We start from the raw sequence: 21,311 nt of genomic DNA, 5'->3' as shown, positions 1-21,311 counted from the left end.
TTTTGGTTTTAAATGACTCAACAATCTTATTGCAGATGACATTTATTTTATTTAATTGGGAAAACAACCATAAAAACAGTACCGTTTGGATGATTATCTTTGACTGAAATGGTGCCCTTATGTTCATCGACTATCCATTTTGCAATCGCCAATCCCAACCCATTTCCACCTGTCTTAGCATTACGGGATTTATCAGAGCGATAAAATCTCTCGAAAACGTGTTTTTTATCATTGTCTGAAATGCCTGTTCCGGTGTCTTTAACCTCGATTTTAAGCCGACCGTCACGAATTTTCTCAGCGGTGAAAGTAACCGTGCCACCCTCGGGCGTATACTTAATCGCATTATCCAATAAGATAATTATGAGCTGGCGAATTAAATCTTCATCAATCTTTCCTTCACCTGAAACACGAATATAAGTTTCCATCGCTTTTGTCTGGCTGTTTGCAATATCAATATAGGGTTTAATGACCTGATCAAACCAAGATTGCAATGAAACGTTTTGACGATTAATTTGAATAATATCGGCATCTGAACGGGCAAGCATCAAAAGCCGATTTGTCAGTGTCTGTAAATGCCTCACCTCGTCAAGTGTTGTTGAAATTGGTTCTGCCTGATCGATGATTGTTGCTTTGGGCTTGGTCAGCATATATTCCATTTGGTTTTGGATGACTGTCAGCGGCGTTCGCAATTCATGAGCTGCATTCGCACTAAACTGTTTCTGGCGGTTCCATGACTCCAGGATCGGCTTCATGCTGGATCTCGACAAAAAGTAAGCCACTGCAATCGCTAAGAACCAAAATACCAGCAATGTCATTAATAAGGATTGTCGAAAGCCACGAATCGCAAGTAAATCCGAATCAATATTTTCCAGTATCAACACATATCGTCCGGCATACATAGGGTTTTTATTAGTTTTTGGTACTTTAATAAGCAGTGTTCGAAAATAATGCCATGAGTTATCGGATGACATTAATGTCATTTCCCGAATTTTATTAACTTTTGAAACATCAAGGCGCGTATTAACAAAAACATTATAAAGTCGATTGCCCAACATCTGATTGTTCATTATTTTCCCCTTACTGTTAAAGACCAACACATTGGTCCTAAAGGGCGTATTCCTGGCAGGCGGGACCTGCCCTTGTGATGGATTTGCCTGACCCGTCCTGAATGTCGGCTGCCGTCGATTGGTCAGTATTCCTATTCTTTGCCAATTCAAACCACGATCAATATTTTCATAAATTGATTGTTGAAAAAAGAAATTGACAACTAATCCTAGAATTGCAAATAATAGCGCAAATCCAATTAATTCCTTAGCAAACAATGATAGTTGCTGTTTCTTTTGTGGATCCCCTTTAATCAATCAAGCTCCTCCGTTTCGAACATGTACCCCACATTTCTCAGCGTCTTAATCGGTTTTAAGTCGGTTGCCGTCTTTATTTTTTTTCGCAAATTACTCATATATACTTCAACAACCGAGATGGCCGTCTCAGATTCGAATCCCCATAAACGATCAAAAATCTGTTCTTTCGTGATAATCGTATCGGGGTTCTGTAGAAAATAGACTAATAAATCGAATTCCTTACCATTTAGTTCTAACTGCTGATCCCTAACAGTCACTGTTCTATTACTTAAGTCAACCGTAAATGGTTCAACAACCATTTGATTATCGTTTCCCAAGTGACCACTACGTTTAAGTAATGCTTTCACTCGCATTAATAGTTCCTCACGGTGAAACGGCTTTGTTAGATAATCGTCTGCTCCAAGTTCAAAACCGTGTACTTTATCATCAAGCGTATCTTTTGCGGTTAAAATCAACACCGGCATCGATAAATGAGACTCTGTTCGCCAATGTTTCAAGATATCGTAGCCATTGACCTGGGGAAGCATCAAATCCAGAACTACTAAGTCATAAATGCCCTCTTCACCCAGCATCTGTCCTTCAAAACCATCATGGGAAACGGTGGTTTGGGCAATTTCTCCAAGAAACAATTGTAAGCTTTGGGCTAATGATTCATCATCTTCAATTATTAAGATATGCAGTTCTTTCATTTACATTTTCTCCTTTTTACCAATTATAACCTTCTCATAAACTATCCGTTTTCTTCTCATTCGTCAACTGTTCAATTTGAAATTAATTGAAACAAAAATTTTTAAGCTTAATTTATGGTTATTTGGATAAAATAGTTTTCATTCTAAGAGAAGGAGGGACCAACCATTTCTGGATTCAAGCAATTATTAAAGTTTGGAGTCATCGGATTCGCAAATACGTTTTTGACCTACGCTATTTATTTATTGTTGCTATCCCCTACAAATGCAACAATTGCAATGGCGATCGGTTATGGAGGTACATCATTGATCAGCTTGACATTAAATAATCATTGGGTATTCAAAACGCACGCTCATTTCAAGTCAGTTGTGATTAAGTATTATGCCACTTATCTATCTACTTGGCTTCTCAGTACAGCAATTGCCGATATTTTAAGTCATTTCACAGGGGTCAATGACCATCTAATTCCGATTTTTAGTCTTATGATCACTGTACCCACTAATTTCCTACTGTCAAAATTTTGGGTATTCAAAAATTCATCAATGAAGGAGGCTCAACACTTTGGAAATCAATAATTATTCGTCACGGAATATCCAAAGCCAATCAAGAAAGAAATTTCGATTTGATTCGATATTAACAGTTATTCTACTGCTGGCATTGTTTTTATACGGCTGGCAAATATGGAAAGCAGGTTCTGCCAACGCATTTTATACTGCCGCGATCAAAAGCATGACCGAAAGCTTCAGCAACTTTTGGTACGGTAGTTTTGATCCGGCCGGGTACATTACGGTTGATAAGCCACCTGTGGCTCTTTGGTTTATGGCTATTAGTGCAAAAATATTTGGGTTGCATGGTTGGAGTATCGTACTGCCATCTGTCCTATTTGGAGTTGGTTCCGTCTATTTGATGCACCGATTGGTTGCACCATATTTCGGCAAAAATGCCGGTCGGCTTGCTGCTTTAGCAATGACGATCACGCCAATCGTGGTAGCTGATTCACGAACAAATAATATGGATGCCACTTTAGTCTTTTTCTTACTCCTAGCGCTTTGGTTCCTTGAAAAAGCGATTGTGCAGAAAAAAGTCTGGGCACTTATTGTCAGCTTTTCTCTAATTGGTATTGCTTTTAACGTTAAAATGTTACAAGCTTTTATGATTTTACCTGCCATGTATTTATTCTACTGGATGGCAGCCAATGAAAATTGGAAGCAAAAAGTTAAGAAACTCATTTTTGCAACGGTAGGATTAGCCGTTTTCACCCTTGCCTATCCCGTCTCGGTCGATTTGACCCCGGCAAGTCAGCGTCCTTATGTTGGCGGTTCTGAAACCAATTCGGAACTGGAACTGGCATTTGGATATAACGGCACCGAGCGCCTACTCGGACAAACAACGGGAACCGGTGGAACATTTGGAGCCGGTATGACTTCTAAGAGTCAATCAAAGAGTATGGGCATGCCCGGTGGCGGTAAAATGCCAACTGGTGCCAAAAATGCCATGAAGAAGGGGAAAAATGGTAAGACAACAATGCCAACAGGCGCTCCTGGCGGTCAAAAAGGACGGCAAAATATGGGTGCCGGTGGTGGCGGAGGTGCCTTTAATATCGGTACAATTGGACCATTCAGATTGTTCCAGTCATCATTAGGGCCACAAATCAGTTGGTTGCTTCCATTTGCCATTATCGGCTTAATTGGCAGTCTCGCCTATTACCATGATCGAAAAAAACGATGGTATTCCCTTTCCCATGAGCAAAAGCAACTGGTACTTTGGGCAGGATGGTTGGTACCCGTTTATGGTTTCTTCTCGGTCGCCAGTTTCTTTCATCCCTATTATACAATTATGCTGGCACCGCCAATTGCAGCCCTTTTCGGAATCGGCGTCGTTTCATTAGCCAGATTATTTAAAGATAATACCAGAACAAACTGGAAATTTTATCTCTTCCCAAGTGCTATTTTAACCACGGCAGCGCTGCAGGCTTGGTACGTTTACAGTTATTATCCATGGCTGACATGGTTAATCTTGGGAATTGTGATCGTTGCTTCACTTCTTTTATTCATTTTTCCTAAGAATAACGCAAGTAAGATCAGCATGGTTGTAGCGACAATTACCATTCTTATTGCTCCCGGGTGGTGGTCACTTACACCGACTCTTTCAGCAGAATCGGCTATGATTCCCACCGCCGGACCGTCGCTTCTGTCCACAAGCAGCTCAGGACCTGGTGGTGGCGGTGGTATGGGCAATTCCAAGGTGAATACAAAACTACTGAATTACCTGGAAAAACATCAAGGAAACGCAAAATATCTTTTTGCAACCAGTGATTCAACTACCGCTGCTCCATATATTATTAAAACCGGAAAAGCGGTTATGGCAATGGGTGGTTTCAATGGAACCGATCCGGCAATTACACTTTCCCAATTTAAAAAACTCGTTAAAAATGGTGATCTAAAGTATTTCTATTACTCCGGTCGTTCCGGAAATACCAAGATTATTAATTGGATCAAAAAACATGCTACTAAAGTCAAAAGTAGTTTGTATCAAGACTCAAGCAGCAAACAACAATTTGGTGGTTTTGGTACTTCAACATCCAAAGGATCGACTAATAAGCCAGAATCCTCGAAAAAATCAGCCACAACACCAAATGCACCAAAAGGTATGAGAAATGGCAAAAACATGCCAGGCAAAGGCGTTCCCAGCAAGATAAAACAGTCAACCTCAGCTAAGTCCACTGCTAAGGCCGGCAATAAACAATCTACCAAGAAATCACAAACCGCAATGCCAACCGGTATGGGCGGTATGGGATCATCAGGAACACTATATGATTTGTCAACAATTTATAAATAACGTAAGGAGGTCTTTGAATGGAAAAAAGCACAGATTTGGTTTCGATTGTCCTTCCGGTTTTTAATGAAGAACAGGGGATTGAAAGAACAATTGATACTTTAGAAGCCTTTATCAGTAACCAACCCCAGGAATTTGAATTAATTTTCGTTGACGACGGATCAAAAGATAAAAGTGTCGCGCTCATCACTGAAGCACAAAAATTACATCGTAATATAAAAATTGTGCAATTTTCAAGAAATTTCGGGCATCAATTAGCAATCACAGCTGGCATCCGATATACCAGTGGCGATGCAGTCGTTGTCATGGACGCCGACTTGCAGGATCCACCCTCAGTAATTGTTGAAATGATCAAAAAATGGAAGGAAGGTGCTGAGGTTGTTTACGGTAAACGTGTTTCCCGAGATGGCGAAACCTTTTTCAAAAAAATAACAGCCGCAATCTTTTACCGCACACTTAGAAAGATCACCAGTATAAATATTCCTTTAGATACAGGCGACTTTCGATTGATGGATCGTAAAGTAGTCCATGAGCTTTCAAAGATGAACGAAACGGATCCTTACGTGAGAGGAATGGTCAGTTGGGTTGGATTCAATCAGGCTTCCGTCGAATATGAACGCCAGGAAAGAATTGCCGGTGAATCAAAATATCCACTTTCTAAAATGATCCGACTTGCGATGGACGGTGTCACCTCGTTTTCAGCCTTTCCATTACAACTCGCAAATTGGCTGGGAACTCTTTCAATCATTTTCAGTATCGGTTACTTGATTATCACACTTTTCACCGGATTTAAAACGCTCCAATTTGCCGTCTTTTCTCTTTTCTTATTAGTTGGACTTGTCTTCCTGTCTTTAGGACTGGTTGGCTCATATCTGTATCGTGTTTTTGAAGCTTCCAGAAAGCGCCCCCTCTATATTGTTGCTAAAACAAGCGGGTTTCAATCGGCAACACAGGAAGTTCATGATGCGTCAAAACATGGTCATAAAACGACCATGTACTATGCCAGGCCAAGTAAAAACCAAGTATTCGAATAAAAATTTACTAAAGTAAAGGTCTCGTATTGATGTATGAATCGTTTCTAAAATAGCAAAAGCTGTCACCCACAAATGTCATTTAACACTTGTGGGTGACAGCTTTCGTTTAAAACTCATTATCGTTCAATATTATTTAAAGTAGTATCTGCTTAGTTCAAGCGCACTATTTTCCATAATTTGTTGACCATATTCATTTAAAACATCCTCAGTAACCGTCGTTTTCTTGCCATACTCATTCGCAATTGCAACCTCGTCACTGACAATCATATCAACAGGATCATTACTGAACAACTGAAGCTTTAGAAAGTACTTACCTTCATATAAATACAAATCCGAAGTCCCATTTTCCAAACGCAATGCCTTTGAAAGTTCAATAAAATCATTCAAATCATCAAATTCAAGAATAACGGTTCTCTTTTGATGGCCAAATTCATCATTGGTCTTCTTGTCACTCTGAGGCTTGTTGTCCACGCCATGTTCATCAATATATTTTGAAACTTGGTCGTGTTTTTCGTGCCCATCGCCGGAACCAAGCAGCGGTTCATCTTCATCAGACATGTCAACATCCTTACTAATAAAGAGTTCAAGACCATTCTGATTTGGAAGAACTTGGAAAGTGACGGCATCATTATTTTGAAATTGATGATCCTTGTCGACTTCCTCGAGAATGCTATAAAAGAAACTTTCAATTTGTTTATGATTTCCGAGTAAATCTAAAACGGTAATCCCACGTTTATCAAGGTCATCATTTCCGATCAAAACTCGAATTGTATTCTCGTTGATCCGTTCCATTTCCATAGTTAGCCACCCCTTTCAATCTCTGAGGGTAATTATTATATCATTGTAACACAATTATTGTCCAAGTAAATGATACGGCTAAAAATGGTGAGTGACAAGTAAATCATTCTTTTTACTTACTGGGCATTTTTAATCATTCGCTCAAGATCACTTTTACGAATGTCGCGCGGCAAGAACCGTCGAATTTCATCATCATTAAAGCCAATTTGAAGACGTTTCTCATCAATCATAATTGGCCGTCGAATCATTTCCGGATGTGTTTCAAGAAGTTCTAGCAATTCACCAATCGTCAGTGTATTGATTTTATCCTTAAATTGATCATAAACGTAAGACCGGGTTGAAATCAACCCTTCAGTACCAGTTTCGGAAAGCATTAAAATCTGTTTTAATTCGTTTTTAGTGAGTGGGTTCGCAAAGATATTTCTTTCTTTAAAGTCCACATTATTTTCAGTTAACCATTTCTTTGCTTTACGACAGGATGTGCAACTTGGTGTCATTAAAAATTTTACCGTCATTATAACTCATCTCCTAATAATCTTTTCTATATCTTGATTATAAAGGATAAAGTTATAAAAATCATAAGTTTCACAGAATAGTCTAACAAACACTAAACTTTCATCACAAATTCAATTTTTATATCTGAATCGTTAAGTGCCGACTTGCAACATCGATCGGAATGCCACTTCCGGCTGCAGTTTCAGCTTCTTGCTTTAATTGGTTCAGATCCCCATATGCCGGTAAATGAGTTAACAAAAGGCGTTTAGCTTCGGCATCCTTTGCAAGCTGGCCAGACTCAGTCGATGTCATATGCCATTTTGTTCCGGTTTTATCAGCGTAGAAATTGGTATCGGTCATTAATAAATCAGCATTCCTCGCAAAATATGCTATTTCCGGAAAATAGGCTGTATCAGCTGTAAAAACCAAGACTTTACCGGTTGCTTTCTCTGTTATTCTTAAGCCAAAAGCCGGAACCGGATGGTGCATTTTGAAAAATGTAATGGAAAATGGACCAACATCAAGTTGTTTTTCAGGGTCATAAGCGACTCCTTTAGTTGAGTCAGGCCAACTTAAACCATCAAAATTAATTTTATCTAATGTATGACCATAGATTGGTAAGCACTTTTGATCATATCGTTTTTCATGGAGCTGCCAGTAATACTGTAAAACACCAACATCAGCTGTATGATCATGATGATAATGCGTTAGAATCAAAGCATCCAGTTTTAATGGATCAAGGATTTCTTCAAGGCTTAAAAGTGCTGCGCTACCACAATCAATTAAGAAATGAAAATTACCAGATTCCAGCAAATAACTGCTAGTCCCATTACCATTAGCTGGATAGCCACCTAAGAATCCCAAGACTGTTAATTTCAAGAAAATACCTCCCACTTTTTGAATTCAGTATAGGTTAGCATCGGTTAAAAGTAAATGTTTGGATAAGCATCTCAAAAAAAGTATAATGAATTTGAAACAGGAGGTGGGTATTGTGAAAAAGCAGATTGCAATTACCTTTGGTGATAATAGGATAATGAAACAGATTAAAGAAGAATATCCGGATCGTGACCTTGTTACTTACAAAGCCTTGAATCAAACCGGTAAACAAATGATGTTGGATTATTCAGGAGAAAATTCAATTTTTCATTCACCAGTTCTTTACGATGTTTTAGGTCACGGTGGCACAGACAATTGGAACAGTTTCATTAGTTTTTCCGCTTTGGATCTAAACTTCGATCAACAAAAAGTCTTTGATGCCAGAATTAATCGTTTAATCAGCAATGGACTTCCACAGGGCATGCATTCAATTTACTCCTTGAACTATCATAAGGATATTAGCCAACGTGTCATTCTAGGAACATGGCAGTCCTATCGTGACTTCGAGCTCTGGAAAAACAGTACTCATGAATTTATTCCAAAAGAATACCGAGATTCTCCCAGCTTTTATTCACATGAGGCTTATTATACCCCCGTTGAAAAAAAGGAAATTCATTAGCACTATATATTAACTACGAAAAAGCACCAGATTATTTTGAAAGGTTAATTTCTTTCAGATAATTTGGTGCTTTTTAATTAACAATCTATCCAATGCGAAGTGTCAAGGCATTTACCGAGACAACCACGGTACTCAACGACATCAATACAGCACCGACCATCGGGCTTAACAAAATGCCCGCAAATGCGAGGACGCCAGCTGCCAATGGTAATGCAACAATGTTGTATCCGGCACCCCACCAAAGATTCTGTTTCATTTTATCCGCTGTTCGTTTGGCAAGTTTGAAGAGATCAACGACATCCTTTGGATCACTTCTAACTAAAACGATATCAGCCGAATCAATTGCCACATCGGTACCAGCTCCAATGGCAACACCAACATTTGCACCACTTAGGCTGGGTGCATCGTTAACACCGTCACCAATAAACATGGTTGTCCCCCTTTTTTGATACTCTGCCACTATTTTTTGCTTATCTTCCGGTAACAATTTTGCGCGATAATCATCAATTCCAAGTGACGAAGCAACGCTGGCAGCAATTGCTTCGTTATCCCCTGTCAGCATGACCGGTTGAATATGGTGCTGTTTAAGATAATCAATCATCGGTTTTGAACCGGCTTTAATTTCATCGCCTTCGCCAATCACACCGATAACCTGATTGTTTTCAATTAGAAAACTGATGGAATTATTTTTATCGGCTAACAGTTTATTTACAGTTTCCTGATTATACTCAATTGACTCTTTTTCAAAATAATTACTCGAAACCAACTGATACTTTTTTCCATTAACTATTCCGGTAAGACCAAACCCGGGAATTTGCTGAACATCTTCCGCTTCATCAAGCTGCAGTTTCTTTTCTGCAACCTCATCCATAACGCCCTTAGCTAATGGATGACTGGATGTTTTCTCCAGTGCTCCGGCTAATGCCAAAATTTGATCTTTAGAATAATGGGAATTAAACGTCTGATAAAAGTTAAGTTTAAAATTTCCTTCCGTTAAAGTACCGGTTTTATCCATTAAAACGTATTGAACCTTGTTGGACTGCTCCAAAGCTGAGGAATCACGAATTAACAGCCCATTTTGAGCGGCTAAAGCTGTTGACCGGGAAACTACCAGGGGAATAGCCAACCCAAGTGCGTGGGGGCAGGCAATGATTAATACGGTCACCGCAATTGGTAACGCAATGGTTGCACCGCTCACAAACATCCAGGAAATAAAAGCTATAATTGCAACTGTTAATGCTGCATAAAATAAATATCCGGCAACTTTGTCAGCAATTGTTTGAGCGTGTGATTTATTATTTGATGCGTTCATCACAAGCTGCATGACTTTATTCAAGAAGCTGTCATTTTGTGCTTTATCAACTTTAAACTCAAAAGTGCCATCATTATTAATGGAGCCACCAATGACATCATCATTAATTGACTTTGGAACCAGTTTCGATTCTCCGGTTACTAATGATTCATTAACTGTCGTTGTTCCCTTTACGATTGCGCCATCAGCAGGAATCTTCTCACCGGCCTGCACCTGAACAATATCGTTAATTTTTAAGTCAGCAACATTAACGTTAACCACTTGTCCATTTCTGACAACCTTGGCAGTCGATGGTAATAGCTTGGACAATGCGTCAACTGCAGAACCGGCACTATCAATCGACTTCATTTCAATAATATGCCCTAAAAGCATAATATCAATTAGCGTTGATAACTCCCAGAAAAACTCATCTACCGTTGGTGTCACGTGAAAGACATTGTTGGCAACTACTGAATAGATACTGTAGAAGTAAGCGACCGTTATCCCTAAAGTAATCAATGACATCATTCCCGGTTGTTTACTCTTCATTTCCATTTTAGCGCCTGAAAAGAATGGTTTACCACCATAAAAGTACAAGATAGACCCAATGATCGTTAACAATAGCGGAGACCATGAAAAATGAAATCCAAATCCACCCATTCCTGCCATTGGAGAAAGCAAAATAACCGGAATCGTTAATATTAAGGATATCCAGAAACGTCGGTTTAAATCTCCCATATCCATGTTCATATGGTGGCCACTCATGCCATGCCCCATATTCATGCCGGACATCTCGTGATCCATATGTTCCATGTCGTCATGGTTCATTTCCATATTACGATGAGTCATTTTTATGTGAGACATTGACTGATGGTCTTGATGTTCACTCATTTGCATGTTCTTGTCTTGATTGTTTTTTTGATTCGAGTTCATTACCATTTTTTTCATATGATTGTTTTCTTGTTTCGACATTCTATTTCCCCCTCTTATTTTACTATCGCTTCATCATATTAATGAGTTGGCCCTATTATGCTTCCTTTCAATTCAACTTCTTTTTCCTACATCTACAATTGTAGACTAAGTAATCGAAAATTGCAACTACAATTGTAAACTTCATAATTATTTTGATTAAAACTGCCTGTTAATATGAAAAGGATAAATCACCAATTAGTAACTGGCTGATAATGCTGCTCGAGTGATTGCACCCTTTAGCAGTCAGTACAACTCTATTTTTCTAACAACCAAAAAAGAGTTAACAGCATTAACACTGTTAACTCTCAAATCTTTGGAAACATTCGTTTAAGTGACGGTCCGTACGAGACTCGAACTCGTGATCTCCTGCGTGACAGGCAGGCGTCCTAACCAACTAGACCAACGAACCAAAATTGCGGGAGCTGGATTTGAACCAACGACCTTCGGGTTATGAGCCCGACGAGCTACCAGACTGCTCCATCCCGCGATAATATAAAATAATGAACTATGCATTGAATGACCCGTACGGGATTTGAACCCATGTTACCGCCGTGAAAGGGCGGTGTCTTAACCACTTGACCAACGGGTCATTTAACGGAGAAAGAGAGATTCGAACTCTCGCGCCGCTTACGCGACCTACACCCTTAGCAGGGGCGCCTCTTCAGCCACTTGAGTATTTCTCCAATATGGGCCTAAATGGACTCGAACCATCGACCTCACGCTTATCAGGCGTGCGCTCTAACCAGCTGAGCTATAGGCCCATTATAACATAAGAAAAAGCGGGTGACGAGAATCGGACTCGCGACAACAGCTTGGAAGGCTGTGGTTTTACCACTAAACTACACCCGCATATTCAATTAATCATAGTGGCGCGGGACAGAATCGAACTGCCGACACATGGAGCTTCAATCCATTGCTCTACCGACTGAGCTACCGAGCCAAAAGCGGTCCGTACGAGACTCGAACCCGTGATCTCCTGCGTGACAGGCAGGCGTCCTAACCAACTAGACCAACGAACCAAAATTGCGGGAGCTGGATTTGAACCAACGACCTTCGGGTTATGAGCCCGACGAGCTACCAGACTGCTCCATCCCGCGATAATTAAAAGGAGGATGAGAGATTCGAACTCTCGCGTGGTTTGACCCACCTAGCGGTTTTCAAGACCGCCCCCTTCAGCCACTTGGGTAATCCTCCATAAGTAACCATAAAAAAATATATAATACTGAGTCTAATGGACCTTGTAGGACTCGAACCTACGACCGGACGGTTATGAGCCGTCTGCTCTAACCAACTGAGCTAAAGGTCCAAGAAGGTCCAAGACCCTAAATCGCGGCAGGGGGGATCGAACCCTCGACCTCCCGGGTATGAACCGGACGCTCTAGCCAGCTGAGCTACACCGCGATGGTGTGATACCTTTGATAGCAAACCTATCAATCGGGAAGACAGGATTCGAACCTGCGACCCCCTGGTCCCAAACCAGGTGCTCTACCAAGCTGAGCTACTTCCCGTTAAAACAATGCACCCAGTAGGAGTCGAACCTACAACCTTCTGATTCGTAGTCAGACACTCTATCCAGTTGCGCTATGGGTGCATAATATGCCGAGGACCGGGATCGAACCGGTACGGTCATCACTGACCGCAGGATTTTAAGTCCTGTGCGTCTGCCAATTCCGCCACCCCGGCATAACAAGCGGAAGACGGGATTCGAACCCGCGACCCCCACCATGGCAAGGTGATGTTCTACCACTGAACTACTTCCGCAAAATGCCGACTAGAAGATTCGAACTTCCGACCCCCTGTTTACAAGACAGGTGCTCTGCCAGCTGAGCTAAGTCGGCATACAATATATTATGCGCTAAATAATATTCAATTGTAATGAGCCGTGGCAGTCTCGAACTGCCGACCCTCTGATTAAAAGTCAGATGCTCTACCAACTGAGCTAACGGCTCAATATGGAGGATACAGGGATCGAACCTGTGACCTCCTGCTTGTAAGGCAGATGCTCTCCCAGCTGAGCTAATCCTCCATAATGAAACGCGTGGCAACGTCCTACCCTTGCAGGGGGCGATCCCCCAACTACTCTTGGCGTGCAGAAGCTTAACGACTGTGTTCGGCATGGGAACAGGTGTATCCTTCTGGCTATCGCCACCACACTATTTTCCTGAAAGAACTTCGTTCTCTCAAAACTAGCTAATATTAATTTTCTGCCTTCAAACACCATTTCTACTTGGTTAAGTCCTCGACCGATTAGTATTGGTCCGCTCCGTGCATCGCTGCACTTCCACTTCCAACCTATCTACCTGATCATCTCTCAGGGGTCTTACTTCCATATAGGAATGGGAAATCTCATCTTGAGGCGAGTTTCACACTTAGATGCTTTCAGCGTTTATCTCATCCATACATAGCTACCCAGCGGTGCGCCTGGCGGCGCAACTGGTACACCAGCGGTATGTCCATCCCGGTCCTCTCGTACTAAGGACAGCTCCTCTCAAATTTCCTACGCCCGCGACGGATAGGGACCGAACTGTCTCACGACGTTCTGAACCCAGCTCGCGTACCGCTTTAATGGGCGAACAGCCCAACCCTTGGGACCGACTACAGCCCCAGGATGCGATGAGCCGACATCGAGGTGCCAAACCTCCCCGTCGATGTGGACTCTTGGGGGAGATAAGCCTGTTATCCCCAGGGTAGCTTTTATCCGTTGAGCGATGGCCCTTCCATACGGAACCACCGGATCACTAAGCCCGACTTTCGTCCCTGCTCGACCTGTCTGTCTCGCAGTCAAGCTCCCTTCTGCCTTTACACTCGTCGAATGATTTCCAACCATTCTGAGGGAACCTTTGGGCGCCTCCGTTACTGTTTGGGAGGCGACCGCCCCAGTCAAACTGCCTACCTGACACTGTCTCCCGCCACGCTAAGTGGCGCGGGTTAGAGTGTTCACACAGCGAGGGTAGTATCCCACCAATGCCTCCACCGAAACTAGCGTTCCGGCTTCAACGGCTCCTACCTATCCTGTACAAGCTGTGTCAACACCCAATATCAAGCTACAGTAAAGCTCCATGGGGTCTTTCCGTCCTGTCGCGGGTAACCTGCTTCTTCACAGGTATCTCAATTTCACCGAGTCTCTCGTTGAGACAGTGCCCAGATCGTTACGCCTTTCGTGCGGGTCGGAACTTACCCGACAAGGAATTTCGCTACCTTAGGACCGTTATAGTTACGGCCGCCGTTTACTGGGGCTTCATTTCTGGGCTTCGCCGAAGCTAACTCATCCACTTAACCTTCCAGCACCGGGCAGGCGTCAGCCCCTATACGTCATCTTACGATTTTGCAGAAACCTGTGTTTTTGATAAACAGTCGCCTGGGCCTTTTCACTGCGGCTGGCCATGTGGCCAGCACCCCTTCTCCCGAAGTTACGGGGTCATTTTGCCGAGTTCCTTAACGAGAGTTCACTCGCTCACCTGAGGATTCTCTCCTCGACTACCTGTGTCGGTTTGCGGTACGGGTAGTTGATGACTCACTAGAAGCTTTTCTCGGCAGTGTGACGTGGGTTGCTTCCCTACTTAAATTTCGGTCCTCATCACCACTTGTCAACCCGCCAAAAAGCATTTGACTCTTTGACTGACTCGTGGCTTGAACATGCCTTTCCAACTGCATGCACAACTTAGCCTCCTGCGTCCCTCCATCGCTCAAACATCATCAACTAGTACAGGAATCTCAACCTGTTATCCATCGCCTACGCCTTGCGGCCTCGGCTTAGGTCCCGACTAACCCTGGGAGGACGAGCCTTCCCCAGGAAACCTTAGTCATTCGGTGGATCAGATTCTCACTGATCTTTCGCTACTCATACCGGCATTCTCACTTCTAAGCGCTCCACCGGTCCTTGCGGTCCGGCTTCGTTGCCCTTAGAACGCTCTCCTATCACCTGAACAAAGTTCAGGTCCGCAGTCTCGGTAATATGCTTAGCCCCGGTAAATTTTCGGCGCGGGATCACTCGACTAGTGAGCTATTACGCACTCTTTAAATGGTGGCTGCTTCTGAGCCAACATCCTAGTTGTCTATGCAACTCCACATCCTTTTCCACTTAGCATATATTTAGGGACCTTAACTGGCGGTCTGGGCTGTTCCCCTTTCGACGATGGATCTTATCACTCATCGTCTGACTCCCGGATAAAAATCAATGGTATTCGGAGTTTATCTGAACTTAGTAACCCATGACGGGCCCCTCGTCCAAACAGTGGCTCTACCTCCATGATTCTACGTCCGAGGCTAGCCCTAAAGCTATTTCGGAGAGAACCAGCTATCTCCAAGTTCGTTTGGAATTTCACCGCTACCCACACCTCATCCCAGCACTTTTCAACGTACACGGGTTCGGCCCTCCAGTGCGTTTTACCGCACCTTCAGCCTGGACATGGGTAGATCACCTGGTTTCGGGTCTACAGCAACATACTTCAACGCCCATTTCAGACTCGCTTTCGCTGCGGCTCCGGCTTTAACACCTTAACCTTGCATGCAACCGTAACTCGCCGGTTCATTCTACAAGAGGCACGCTATCACCCATTAACGGGCTCTAACTGCTTGTAGGCACATGGTTTCAGGAACTGTTTCACTCCCCTTCCGGGGTGCTTTTCACCTTTCCCTCACGGTACTGGTTCACTATCGGTCACTAGGGAGTATTTAGCCTTGGGAGATGGTCCTCCCGGATTCCGACGACGTTTCACGTGTGTCGCCGTACTCAGGATCCTGAACTGAGGGTGCTGGATTTCACCTACGGGGCTATCACCCTGTTTCGCCAATCTTCCCAGATTGTTCGGTTATCCATCACTTTGGTAACTCAAATGTTCAGTCCTACAACCCCAATGAGCAAGCTCATTGGTTTGGGCTGTTCCCCGTTCGCTCGCCGCTACTGAGGGAATCGAAATTTCTTTATTCTCCTGTGGGTACTGAGATGTTTCAGTTCCCCACGTCTACCTCTACTCAGCTATGAATTCACTGAGCAGTAACAGTCGATTAAAACTGCTGGGTTTCCCCATTCGGAAATCTCCGGATCAAAGCTTACGTACAGCTCCCCGAAGCATATCGGTGTTAGTCCCGTCCTTCATCGGCTCCTAGTGCCAAGGCATCCACCATGCGCCCTTGATAACTTAACCTAAGTATCCTACGGATACTTTAGTTAATTGAGTATTTGCGATTTTTTACTTAGTTAACAAACTCAAAATAACGCGGTGTTCTCGGTTGAAATTGGATTATATCCAATTCAATAAATTACAGAAAATTAATATTATCTAGTTTTCAAAGAACCAAATTCTGACGCTGACGCGTCAATGGAGAATAGCGGGATCGAACCGCTGACCCCCTGCTTGCAAAGCAGGTGCTCTCCCATCTGAGCTAATTCCCCATGTTACGCCGGTCATGAGGCCGGGTGATGGGCCTAAATGGACTCGAACCATCGACCTCACGCTTATCAGGCGTGCGCTCTAACCAGCTGAGCTATAGGCCCAAAAAGCGTAACCGTGTTTGAGAGTAGACCTCTCAAAACTAAACAAAACTTTCGACATTGTGTAGGTTTCCGAATTTTCCTTAGAAAGGAGGTGATCCAGCCGCAGGTTCTCCTACGGCTACCTTGTTACGACTTCACCCTAATCATCTGTCCCACCTTAGACGGCTGGCCCCCGAAGGTTACCTCACCGGCTTTGGGTGTTACAAACTCTCATGGTGTGACGGGCGGTGTGTACAAGGCCCGGGAACGTATTCACCGTGGCATGCTGATCCACGATTACTAGCGATTCCAACTTCATGTAGGCGAGTTGCAGCCTACAATCCGAACTGAGAACGGCTTTAAGAGATTAGCTTGACCTCGCGGTTTCGCGACTCGTTGTACCGTCCATTGTAGCACGTGTGTAGCCCAGGTCATAAGGGGCATGATGATTTGACGTCATCCCCACCTTCCTCCGGTTTGTCACCGGCAGTCTCGCCAGAGTGCCCAACTAAATGCTGGCAACTGACAATAAGGGTTGCGCTCGTTGCGGGACTTAACCCAACATCTCACGACACGAGCTGACGACAACCATGCACCACCTGTCATTCCGTCCCCGAAGGGAACGCCTAATCTCTTAGGTTAGCAGAAGATGTCAAGACCTGGTAAGGTTCTTCGCGTAGCATCGAATTAAACCACATGCTCCACCGCTTGTGCGGGCCCCCGTCAATTCCTTTGAGTTTCAACCTTGCGGTCGTACTCCCCAGGCGGAGTGCTTAATGCGTTAGCTGCAGCACTGAAGGGCGGAAACCCTCCAACACTTAGCACTCATCGTTTACGGCATGGACTACCAGGGTATCTAATCCTGTTCGCTACCCATGCTTTCGAGCCTCAGCGTCAGTTGCAGACCAGACAGCCGCCTTCGCCACTGGTGTTCTTCCATATATCTACGCATTTCACCGCTACACATGGAGTTCCACTGTCCTCTTCTGCACTCAAGTCTCCCGGTTTCCGATGCACTTCTCCGGTTAAGCCGAAGGCTTTCACATCAGACCTAAAAAACCGCCTGCGCTCGCTTTACGCCCAATAAATCCGGACAACGCTTGCCACCTACGTATTACCGCGGCTGCTGGCACGTAGTTAGCCGTGGCTTTCTGGTTGGATACCGTCACGATGTCAACAGTTACTCTGACACCCGTTCTTCTCCAACAACAGAGTTTTACGAGCCGAAACCCTTCATCACTCACGCGGCGTTGCTCCATCAGACTTTCGTCCATTGTGGAAGATTCCCTACTGCTGCCTCCCGTAGGAGTTTGGGCCGTGTCTCAGTCCCAATGTGGCCGATTACCCTCTCAGGTCGGCTACGTATCATTGCCTTGGTGAGCCATTACCTCACCAACTAGCTAATACGCCGCGGGTCCATCCCAAAGTGATAGCCGAAACCATCTTTTAAACAAAAACCATGTGGTTTTTGTTGTTATGCGGTATTAGCACCTGTTTCCAAATGTTATCCCCCGCTTCGGGGCAAGTTACCCACGTGTTACTCACCAGTTCGCCACTCGTCTTAATGTCAAATCAGTTAAATGCAAGCACTCAACTTCATTGACCAAGACGCGTTCGACTTGCATGTATTAGGCACGCCGCCAGCGTTCGTCCTGAGCCAGGATCAAACTCTCATCTTAAAATCAAAATGATCATTTGTGACTCATTGATTATTTTTTATTGTTACTAGCGAATTGACTTCGCAATTTGTTAATTGGCTTCGATCAAAAATCGAAGCACCCTACACAATTTGTTTGTCGAAAATTTTGTTCAGTTTTCAAAGGTCTACTTGGCTATCAAAGCGCTTGTTCATCGCTTTTGACAACTATTTAATATTATCAGATTTTCAATTGAAATGCAAGCAGTTTTTTGAAAGAAACAAAACTTGAATTTGGCATTGAAAGTCGATTGCTTTAACGCAACGAAAACTAGTTTACCAAGATTTCGAAAGCTGGTCAAGTACAAATTGTAAACAAATTAAAAAAAGTTGGAAACAGGGATTAAACTTCCCTGTTTCCAACTTAAAATGACTGTTCCATTCGACAATGCAAATGGAATTGGTATACGCTCAAAAGCGCTTTGCCGTTAAGGAACAACTCTACTTTACGCGGGCTAAGAAATATCGTTTCTTTCCCCGTCTAACAATAACAAACTTACCATCAAATTTATCAGATGGATTGATTTCAAAATCAGTGTCTTGAATCTTTGCACCGTTAATTCGAATCGCACCATTATTGATATCTTCACGAGCTTGGCGACGAGAAGATTCAATTTTGGTTGCGTCAACAAGCCATTGAACAATATTCAATGGTTCTGAAGACACATTAACCGTCGGCATATTTTTAAATCCCTGTTCGATTTCAGTCGTCGTCAGATCAGCTACTTCACCTGAAAAAAGTGCCTTCGAAATTCGTTCAGCTGATTCAACCGCCTTTGGTCCATGAACAAACTTAGTCACTTCTTGTGCAAGTCTTCTTTGCGCTTCTCTTTTTTCCGGATGGGTTTGAACCTTCTTTTCCAAGTCATCAATTTCGGTCTTGTCCAGAAAAGTAAAGTATTTCAGATATTTAACGACATCGCGGTCATCCTGGTTAAGCCAGAATTGGTAAAATTCGTAAGGCGTTGTTTTTTCCGGATCAAGCCAAACATTGCCGCCCTCGCTTTTACCGAACTTGGTGCCATCGGCTTTAAGCAAAAGCGGAATTGTCATCCCGTAAGCCTGAGCATCGGACCCTTCAACCTTATGGATCAAATCAATTCCAGACGTGATATTGCCCCATTGATCGGCCCCGCCCAACTGTACCTGAACATCGTTGTAACGGAATAAATGTAGGAAATCGACTCCCTGCAAAATTTGATAAGTAAATTCAGTAAAGGAAATGCCGGCTTCCAAACGACTTGCAATAATTTCCTTGCGAATCATCGTATTAATGTTAAAAAGTTTCCCATAATCCCGTAAGAAATCAAGTAACGACATTTTCGACAGCCAATCGTAATTATTCACAATTTCAAAAGAACCATCCTGTCCAAACAATTTTTCCATCTGGCGCGTCAGGGCTTCCTGATTATGACGAACCTGATCCATGGTTTGAAGAACCCGCTCTGACTTCTTACCACTTGGATCACCAATTGACCCGGTTCCACCACCAATAAGAATAACCGGATGATGTCCGGCTAATTGGAACCTTTTCAAGATCATAAACGGGATTAAATGTCCGATATGCATACTGTCTCCCGTTGGATCAATACCAACATAAAGGCCAACAGATTTTTTATTAACCAAATCATACAATCCATCATGATCGGTTTCCTGATTGATTGCACCGCGCCATTTCAAATCGTCTAAAATGTTCATTCCAAATATCCTCCCAAAATAAAAAATCCCCGGCAATCAATAAATTGCCAGGGACGAATTTTTCCGCGTTACCACCCAAGTTACTACTTAAAAAAGCAGTCTCTTCATTCATTGGTAACGAAATGACTCGTCTATATAAGATATAGAAAGCTCCGCAAACGTAATTTCATTAATTAACCGCTTAGCTCCCATCACCCGCCAAGTTTCTGACTTCTCGATCAATTAAATACTATATTTACCTCAACGCTTCAAACACGATAACCTAATCATAATTGTTGAACGAAGCCTTGTCAATTCAATCCGATCAAAGTTTTCCATGGAGCATTTGTTGATAGTAAAGCCCAGGATTAGACCGATATCCGTTAAATTCAGCCTGTGACATACTTCTCGTATTTGCCAGACTCCATTTTGCTAATTTAACGTCGAATTGCTGAATTCTTGTTGAATAGCTGCCACCCATAATCGTATGCTTCCTAAATGCAGCTCTTAACGATGGATTCGAGTAATCATATAAATCCCTTGTCCCAAATGTATGACCGAGCTCATGGATAACCACTGCCTGTTTCTTTTCGCCATTGTACCGACTCATCCACGAACGGTTCAAAGCAATGACACCACTGTTAATCTCGGCCATCCCCGCATATCCTTTATCCAAATGATTGGTTGCTGTAAAAACCAAACGGGATGTCCCCATATCAGTACCCGGTTGTAAAATAGGCCTGCCCAATGCTCGATTCCACTTGGCAACCGCAGTTCTGATCTCTTTTTGATACTTACCCGCATCAGGACGAATGTAGTAGTGAATCGTTCCTTGATGTGTTAAATTCTTCGTCCCGTGCATCTCAGGCGTAAAAGTCACCGTCTGAGCCAAGACCGGTTTTTGTACAAACGTTGCAACCCCAACCAGACTTAATAAAATGATCCCCACAACCGCCAAAAAATGATTTGGTTTAAACATTTAAATCCCCCATTTAAATATTCCCCTGTTAATAAACGCCAACTTGTTTTGTTGTTATAAGTATCATATCAAGCATAAATTAATTGTGCAAAATTAAACTCTCCATTTTATCCATTTGATAATAAAAGCCAAACGACAAGTTAGTTGTATTTCAAAAATTGAACCTCTAAAATTAAGGTGGTTTTGAAATGAAATTCTTTAATGGAAAGAAAGTGACATACAATGCTCAAAATTGTTTATCAAAATGGAACCTCTCACGAAACCATTGACTATAAGTCTGCCGCTGATTTTATGGCAAATCAGCGCTTGGAGGTTCCCGATTTAGAGGATTATTATAAAATCGACAGTGTGACGTTGGATGGAAACCCCATTGAATTGGATGATAAAACAATTATCGGTTTATACAAAAAGTTTGATAATGAGGGCGATTAATACAACTGATTAGCAGGTTAGGTGCCTATTTTTGATTATTAATCATGTGGTCGACTATGATCATTCAAAAAGAATCCAGGTGA

Annotated in this window: 13 protein-coding genes, 21 tRNA genes, 3 rRNA genes and 1 other annotated feature; of the genes, 5 read left to right on the top strand and 32 right to left on the bottom strand. The window is 42.9% G+C overall.

The window, feature by feature from the left end; genetic code table 11:
• Positions 1–47: 47 nt before the first annotated feature.
• Positions 48–1,361, bottom strand: coding sequence for a sensor histidine kinase (locus GQR93_RS05535; RefSeq protein ID WP_003555100.1), 1,314 nt, complete (start codon positions 1,359–1,361; stop codon positions 48–50).
• A complete protein-coding gene (locus tag GQR93_RS05530; protein WP_003555098.1) occupies positions 1,358–2,050 on the bottom strand; it encodes a response regulator transcription factor in 693 nt (230 codons plus the stop codon). The genes GQR93_RS05535 and GQR93_RS05530 overlap by 4 nt, the downstream gene beginning before the upstream one ends.
• Before the next feature lie 222 nt (positions 2,051–2,272).
• On the opposite strand from GQR93_RS05530, the gene GQR93_RS15660 reads away from it, so the two are divergent.
• Genes GQR93_RS15660 through GQR93_RS05515 form a run of 3 tightly spaced genes read left to right on the top strand, consistent with a single transcriptional unit; the run spans position 2,273 to position 5,917 of the window.
• The gene (locus tag GQR93_RS15660) at positions 2,273–2,623 is read left to right on the top strand and encodes a GtrA family protein (RefSeq protein ID WP_375711569.1); all 351 of its coding nucleotides are present in this window, start codon (positions 2,273–2,275) and stop codon (positions 2,621–2,623) included.
• Positions 2,610–4,886, top strand: coding sequence for an ArnT family glycosyltransferase (locus GQR93_RS05520; RefSeq protein ID WP_003555094.1), 2,277 nt, complete (start codon positions 2,610–2,612; stop codon positions 4,884–4,886). Before GQR93_RS15660 ends, GQR93_RS05520 begins: the two co-directional genes overlap by 14 nt.
• A gap of 17 nt (positions 4,887–4,903) precedes the next feature.
• Positions 4,904–5,917, top strand: a complete 1,014-nt coding sequence (locus tag GQR93_RS05515; protein ID WP_003555092.1) for a glycosyltransferase family 2 protein — start codon at positions 4,904–4,906, stop codon at positions 5,915–5,917.
• Positions 5,918–6,046: 129 nt separating this feature from the next.
• On the opposite strand, the gene GQR93_RS05510 is transcribed toward GQR93_RS05515, so the two are convergent.
• From GQR93_RS05510 to GQR93_RS05500, 3 genes are all read right to left on the bottom strand, one after another.
• Entirely contained in the window at positions 6,047–6,715 is a 669-nt protein-coding gene (locus tag GQR93_RS05510; RefSeq protein WP_003555090.1) for an adaptor protein MecA, read from the bottom strand.
• Between the two features lie 116 nt (positions 6,716–6,831).
• Positions 6,832–7,230 carry a transcriptional regulator Spx gene (gene spx, locus GQR93_RS05505; protein ID WP_003555088.1) on the bottom strand — a complete coding sequence of 133 codons (399 nt, stop codon included), beginning with the start codon at positions 7,228–7,230 and terminating at the stop codon, positions 6,832–6,834.
• A 118-nt stretch (positions 7,231–7,348) separates the two neighbouring features.
• On the bottom strand, positions 7,349–8,089 hold the full coding sequence (locus GQR93_RS05500; RefSeq protein WP_187117445.1) for an MBL fold metallo-hydrolase: 741 nt from the start codon (positions 8,087–8,089) through the stop codon (positions 7,349–7,351).
• 85 nt (positions 8,090–8,174) lie between these two features.
• On the opposite strand from GQR93_RS05500, the gene GQR93_RS05495 reads away from it, so the two are divergent.
• Positions 8,175–8,705 (top strand): hypothetical protein, encoded by a 531-nt coding sequence (locus GQR93_RS05495; protein WP_003555086.1) that lies wholly within the window; start codon positions 8,175–8,177, stop codon positions 8,703–8,705.
• 85 nt (positions 8,706–8,790) lie between these two features.
• Here GQR93_RS05495 and GQR93_RS05490 read toward each other — a convergent pair whose 3' ends face one another.
• From GQR93_RS05490 to GQR93_RS05360, 27 genes are all read right to left on the bottom strand, one after another.
• Entirely contained in the window at positions 8,791–10,968 is a 2,178-nt protein-coding gene (locus GQR93_RS05490) for a copper-translocating P-type ATPase (RefSeq protein WP_159298719.1), read from the bottom strand.
• A gap of 335 nt (positions 10,969–11,303) precedes the next feature.
• Positions 11,304–11,377 (bottom strand) — tRNA-Asp (locus GQR93_RS05485).
• A gap of 4 nt (positions 11,378–11,381) precedes the next feature.
• Positions 11,382–11,455 (bottom strand) — tRNA-Met (locus GQR93_RS05480).
• Between the two features lie 30 nt (positions 11,456–11,485).
• Positions 11,486–11,557 (bottom strand) — tRNA-Glu (locus GQR93_RS05475).
• 6 nt (positions 11,558–11,563) lie between these two features.
• Positions 11,564–11,651: transfer RNA gene (locus GQR93_RS05470), tRNA-Ser, on the bottom strand.
• A 4-nt stretch (positions 11,652–11,655) separates the two neighbouring features.
• Positions 11,656–11,729 (bottom strand) — tRNA-Ile (locus GQR93_RS05465).
• Between the two features lie 17 nt (positions 11,730–11,746).
• A tRNA-Gly gene (locus tag GQR93_RS05460) sits at positions 11,747–11,817 on the bottom strand.
• 18 nt (positions 11,818–11,835) lie between these two features.
• Positions 11,836–11,908 (bottom strand) — tRNA-Phe (locus GQR93_RS05455).
• Positions 11,909–11,913: 5 nt separating this feature from the next.
• Positions 11,914–11,987: transfer RNA gene (locus tag GQR93_RS05450), tRNA-Asp, on the bottom strand.
• A gap of 4 nt (positions 11,988–11,991) precedes the next feature.
• Positions 11,992–12,065, bottom strand: a tRNA-Met gene (locus GQR93_RS05445).
• A gap of 9 nt (positions 12,066–12,074) precedes the next feature.
• A tRNA-Ser gene (locus GQR93_RS05440) sits at positions 12,075–12,162 on the bottom strand.
• 38 nt (positions 12,163–12,200) lie between these two features.
• Positions 12,201–12,274 (bottom strand) — tRNA-Ile (locus GQR93_RS05435).
• A 21-nt stretch (positions 12,275–12,295) separates the two neighbouring features.
• Positions 12,296–12,369, bottom strand: a tRNA-Met gene (locus GQR93_RS05430).
• A 33-nt stretch (positions 12,370–12,402) separates the two neighbouring features.
• Positions 12,403–12,476 (bottom strand) — tRNA-Pro (locus tag GQR93_RS05425).
• Positions 12,477–12,485: 9 nt separating this feature from the next.
• A tRNA-Arg gene (locus GQR93_RS05420) sits at positions 12,486–12,559 on the bottom strand.
• Positions 12,560–12,565: 6 nt separating this feature from the next.
• Positions 12,566–12,651 (bottom strand) — tRNA-Leu (locus GQR93_RS05415).
• A 6-nt stretch (positions 12,652–12,657) separates the two neighbouring features.
• Positions 12,658–12,729 (bottom strand) — tRNA-Gly (locus GQR93_RS05410).
• Positions 12,730–12,733: 4 nt separating this feature from the next.
• A tRNA-Thr gene (locus GQR93_RS05405) sits at positions 12,734–12,806 on the bottom strand.
• 38 nt (positions 12,807–12,844) lie between these two features.
• A tRNA-Lys gene (locus GQR93_RS05400) sits at positions 12,845–12,917 on the bottom strand.
• 4 nt (positions 12,918–12,921) lie between these two features.
• Positions 12,922–12,994, bottom strand: a tRNA-Val gene (locus tag GQR93_RS05395).
• 10 nt (positions 12,995–13,004) lie between these two features.
• Positions 13,005–13,121: ribosomal RNA gene (rrf, locus tag GQR93_RS05390) — 5S ribosomal RNA — on the bottom strand.
• A 74-nt stretch (positions 13,122–13,195) separates the two neighbouring features.
• Positions 13,196–16,115, bottom strand: a 23S ribosomal RNA gene (locus tag GQR93_RS05385).
• 175 nt (positions 16,116–16,290) lie between these two features.
• Positions 16,291–16,363: transfer RNA gene (locus GQR93_RS05380), tRNA-Ala, on the bottom strand.
• A 28-nt stretch (positions 16,364–16,391) separates the two neighbouring features.
• Positions 16,392–16,465 (bottom strand) — tRNA-Ile (locus tag GQR93_RS05375).
• Positions 16,466–16,549: 84 nt separating this feature from the next.
• Positions 16,550–18,123, bottom strand: a 16S ribosomal RNA gene (locus GQR93_RS05370).
• Together the 16S, 23S and 5S rRNA genes with 21 tRNA genes alongside form the textbook arrangement of a ribosomal RNA operon.
• A gap of 458 nt (positions 18,124–18,581) precedes the next feature.
• Positions 18,582–19,838, bottom strand: coding sequence for a tyrosine--tRNA ligase (tyrS, locus tag GQR93_RS05365; protein ID WP_003553080.1), 1,257 nt, complete (start codon positions 19,836–19,838; stop codon positions 18,582–18,584).
• Between the two features lie 46 nt (positions 19,839–19,884).
• Positions 19,885–20,091, bottom strand: a binding site (T-box leader).
• Positions 20,092–20,142: 51 nt separating this feature from the next.
• Entirely contained in the window at positions 20,143–20,796 is a 654-nt protein-coding gene (locus GQR93_RS05360; RefSeq protein ID WP_159298718.1) for a zinc metalloprotease, read from the bottom strand.
• Between the two features lie 222 nt (positions 20,797–21,018).
• On the opposite strand from GQR93_RS05360, the gene GQR93_RS05355 reads away from it, so the two are divergent.
• Positions 21,019–21,228, top strand: a complete 210-nt coding sequence (locus GQR93_RS05355; RefSeq protein ID WP_003553078.1) for a hypothetical protein — start codon at positions 21,019–21,021, stop codon at positions 21,226–21,228.
• The last annotated feature ends 83 nt before the right edge of the window (positions 21,229–21,311 follow it).

Source organism: Lentilactobacillus hilgardii, from assembly GCF_009832765.1.
GTDB classification, from domain to species: domain Bacteria; phylum Bacillota; class Bacilli; order Lactobacillales; family Lactobacillaceae; genus Lentilactobacillus; species Lentilactobacillus hilgardii.
This window is presented reverse-complemented; position numbering and strand designations above follow the sequence as displayed.

What these genes read in the sequence shown, in the direction of transcription:
- GQR93_RS05530 (WP_003555098.1), bottom strand. Translation starts at nt 2,050, where the DNA reads ATGAAAGAACTGCATATCTTAATAATTGAAGATGATGAATCATTAGCC.
- GQR93_RS05515 (WP_003555092.1), top strand. Translation starts at nt 4,904, where the DNA reads ATGGAAAAAAGCACAGATTTGGTTTCGATTGTCCTTCCGGTTTTTAAT.
- GQR93_RS05510 (WP_003555090.1), bottom strand. Translation starts at nt 6,715, where the DNA reads ATGGAAATGGAACGGATCAACGAGAATACAATTCGAGTTTTGATCGGA.
- spx (WP_003555088.1), bottom strand. Translation starts at nt 7,230, where the DNA reads ATGACGGTAAAATTTTTAATGACACCAAGTTGCACATCCTGTCGTAAA.
- GQR93_RS05495 (WP_003555086.1), top strand. Translation starts at nt 8,175, where the DNA reads ATGAATTTGAAACAGGAGGTGGGTATTGTGAAAAAGCAGATTGCAATT.
- GQR93_RS05490 (WP_159298719.1), bottom strand. Translation starts at nt 10,968, where the DNA reads ATGTCGAAACAAGAAAACAATCATATGAAAAAAATGGTAATGAACTCG.
- tyrS (WP_003553080.1), bottom strand. Translation starts at nt 19,838, where the DNA reads ATGAACATTTTAGACGATTTGAAATGGCGCGGTGCAATCAATCAGGAA.
- GQR93_RS05360 (WP_159298718.1), bottom strand. Translation starts at nt 20,796, where the DNA reads ATGTTTAAACCAAATCATTTTTTGGCGGTTGTGGGGATCATTTTATTA.
- GQR93_RS05355 (WP_003553078.1), top strand. Translation starts at nt 21,019, where the DNA reads ATGCTCAAAATTGTTTATCAAAATGGAACCTCTCACGAAACCATTGAC.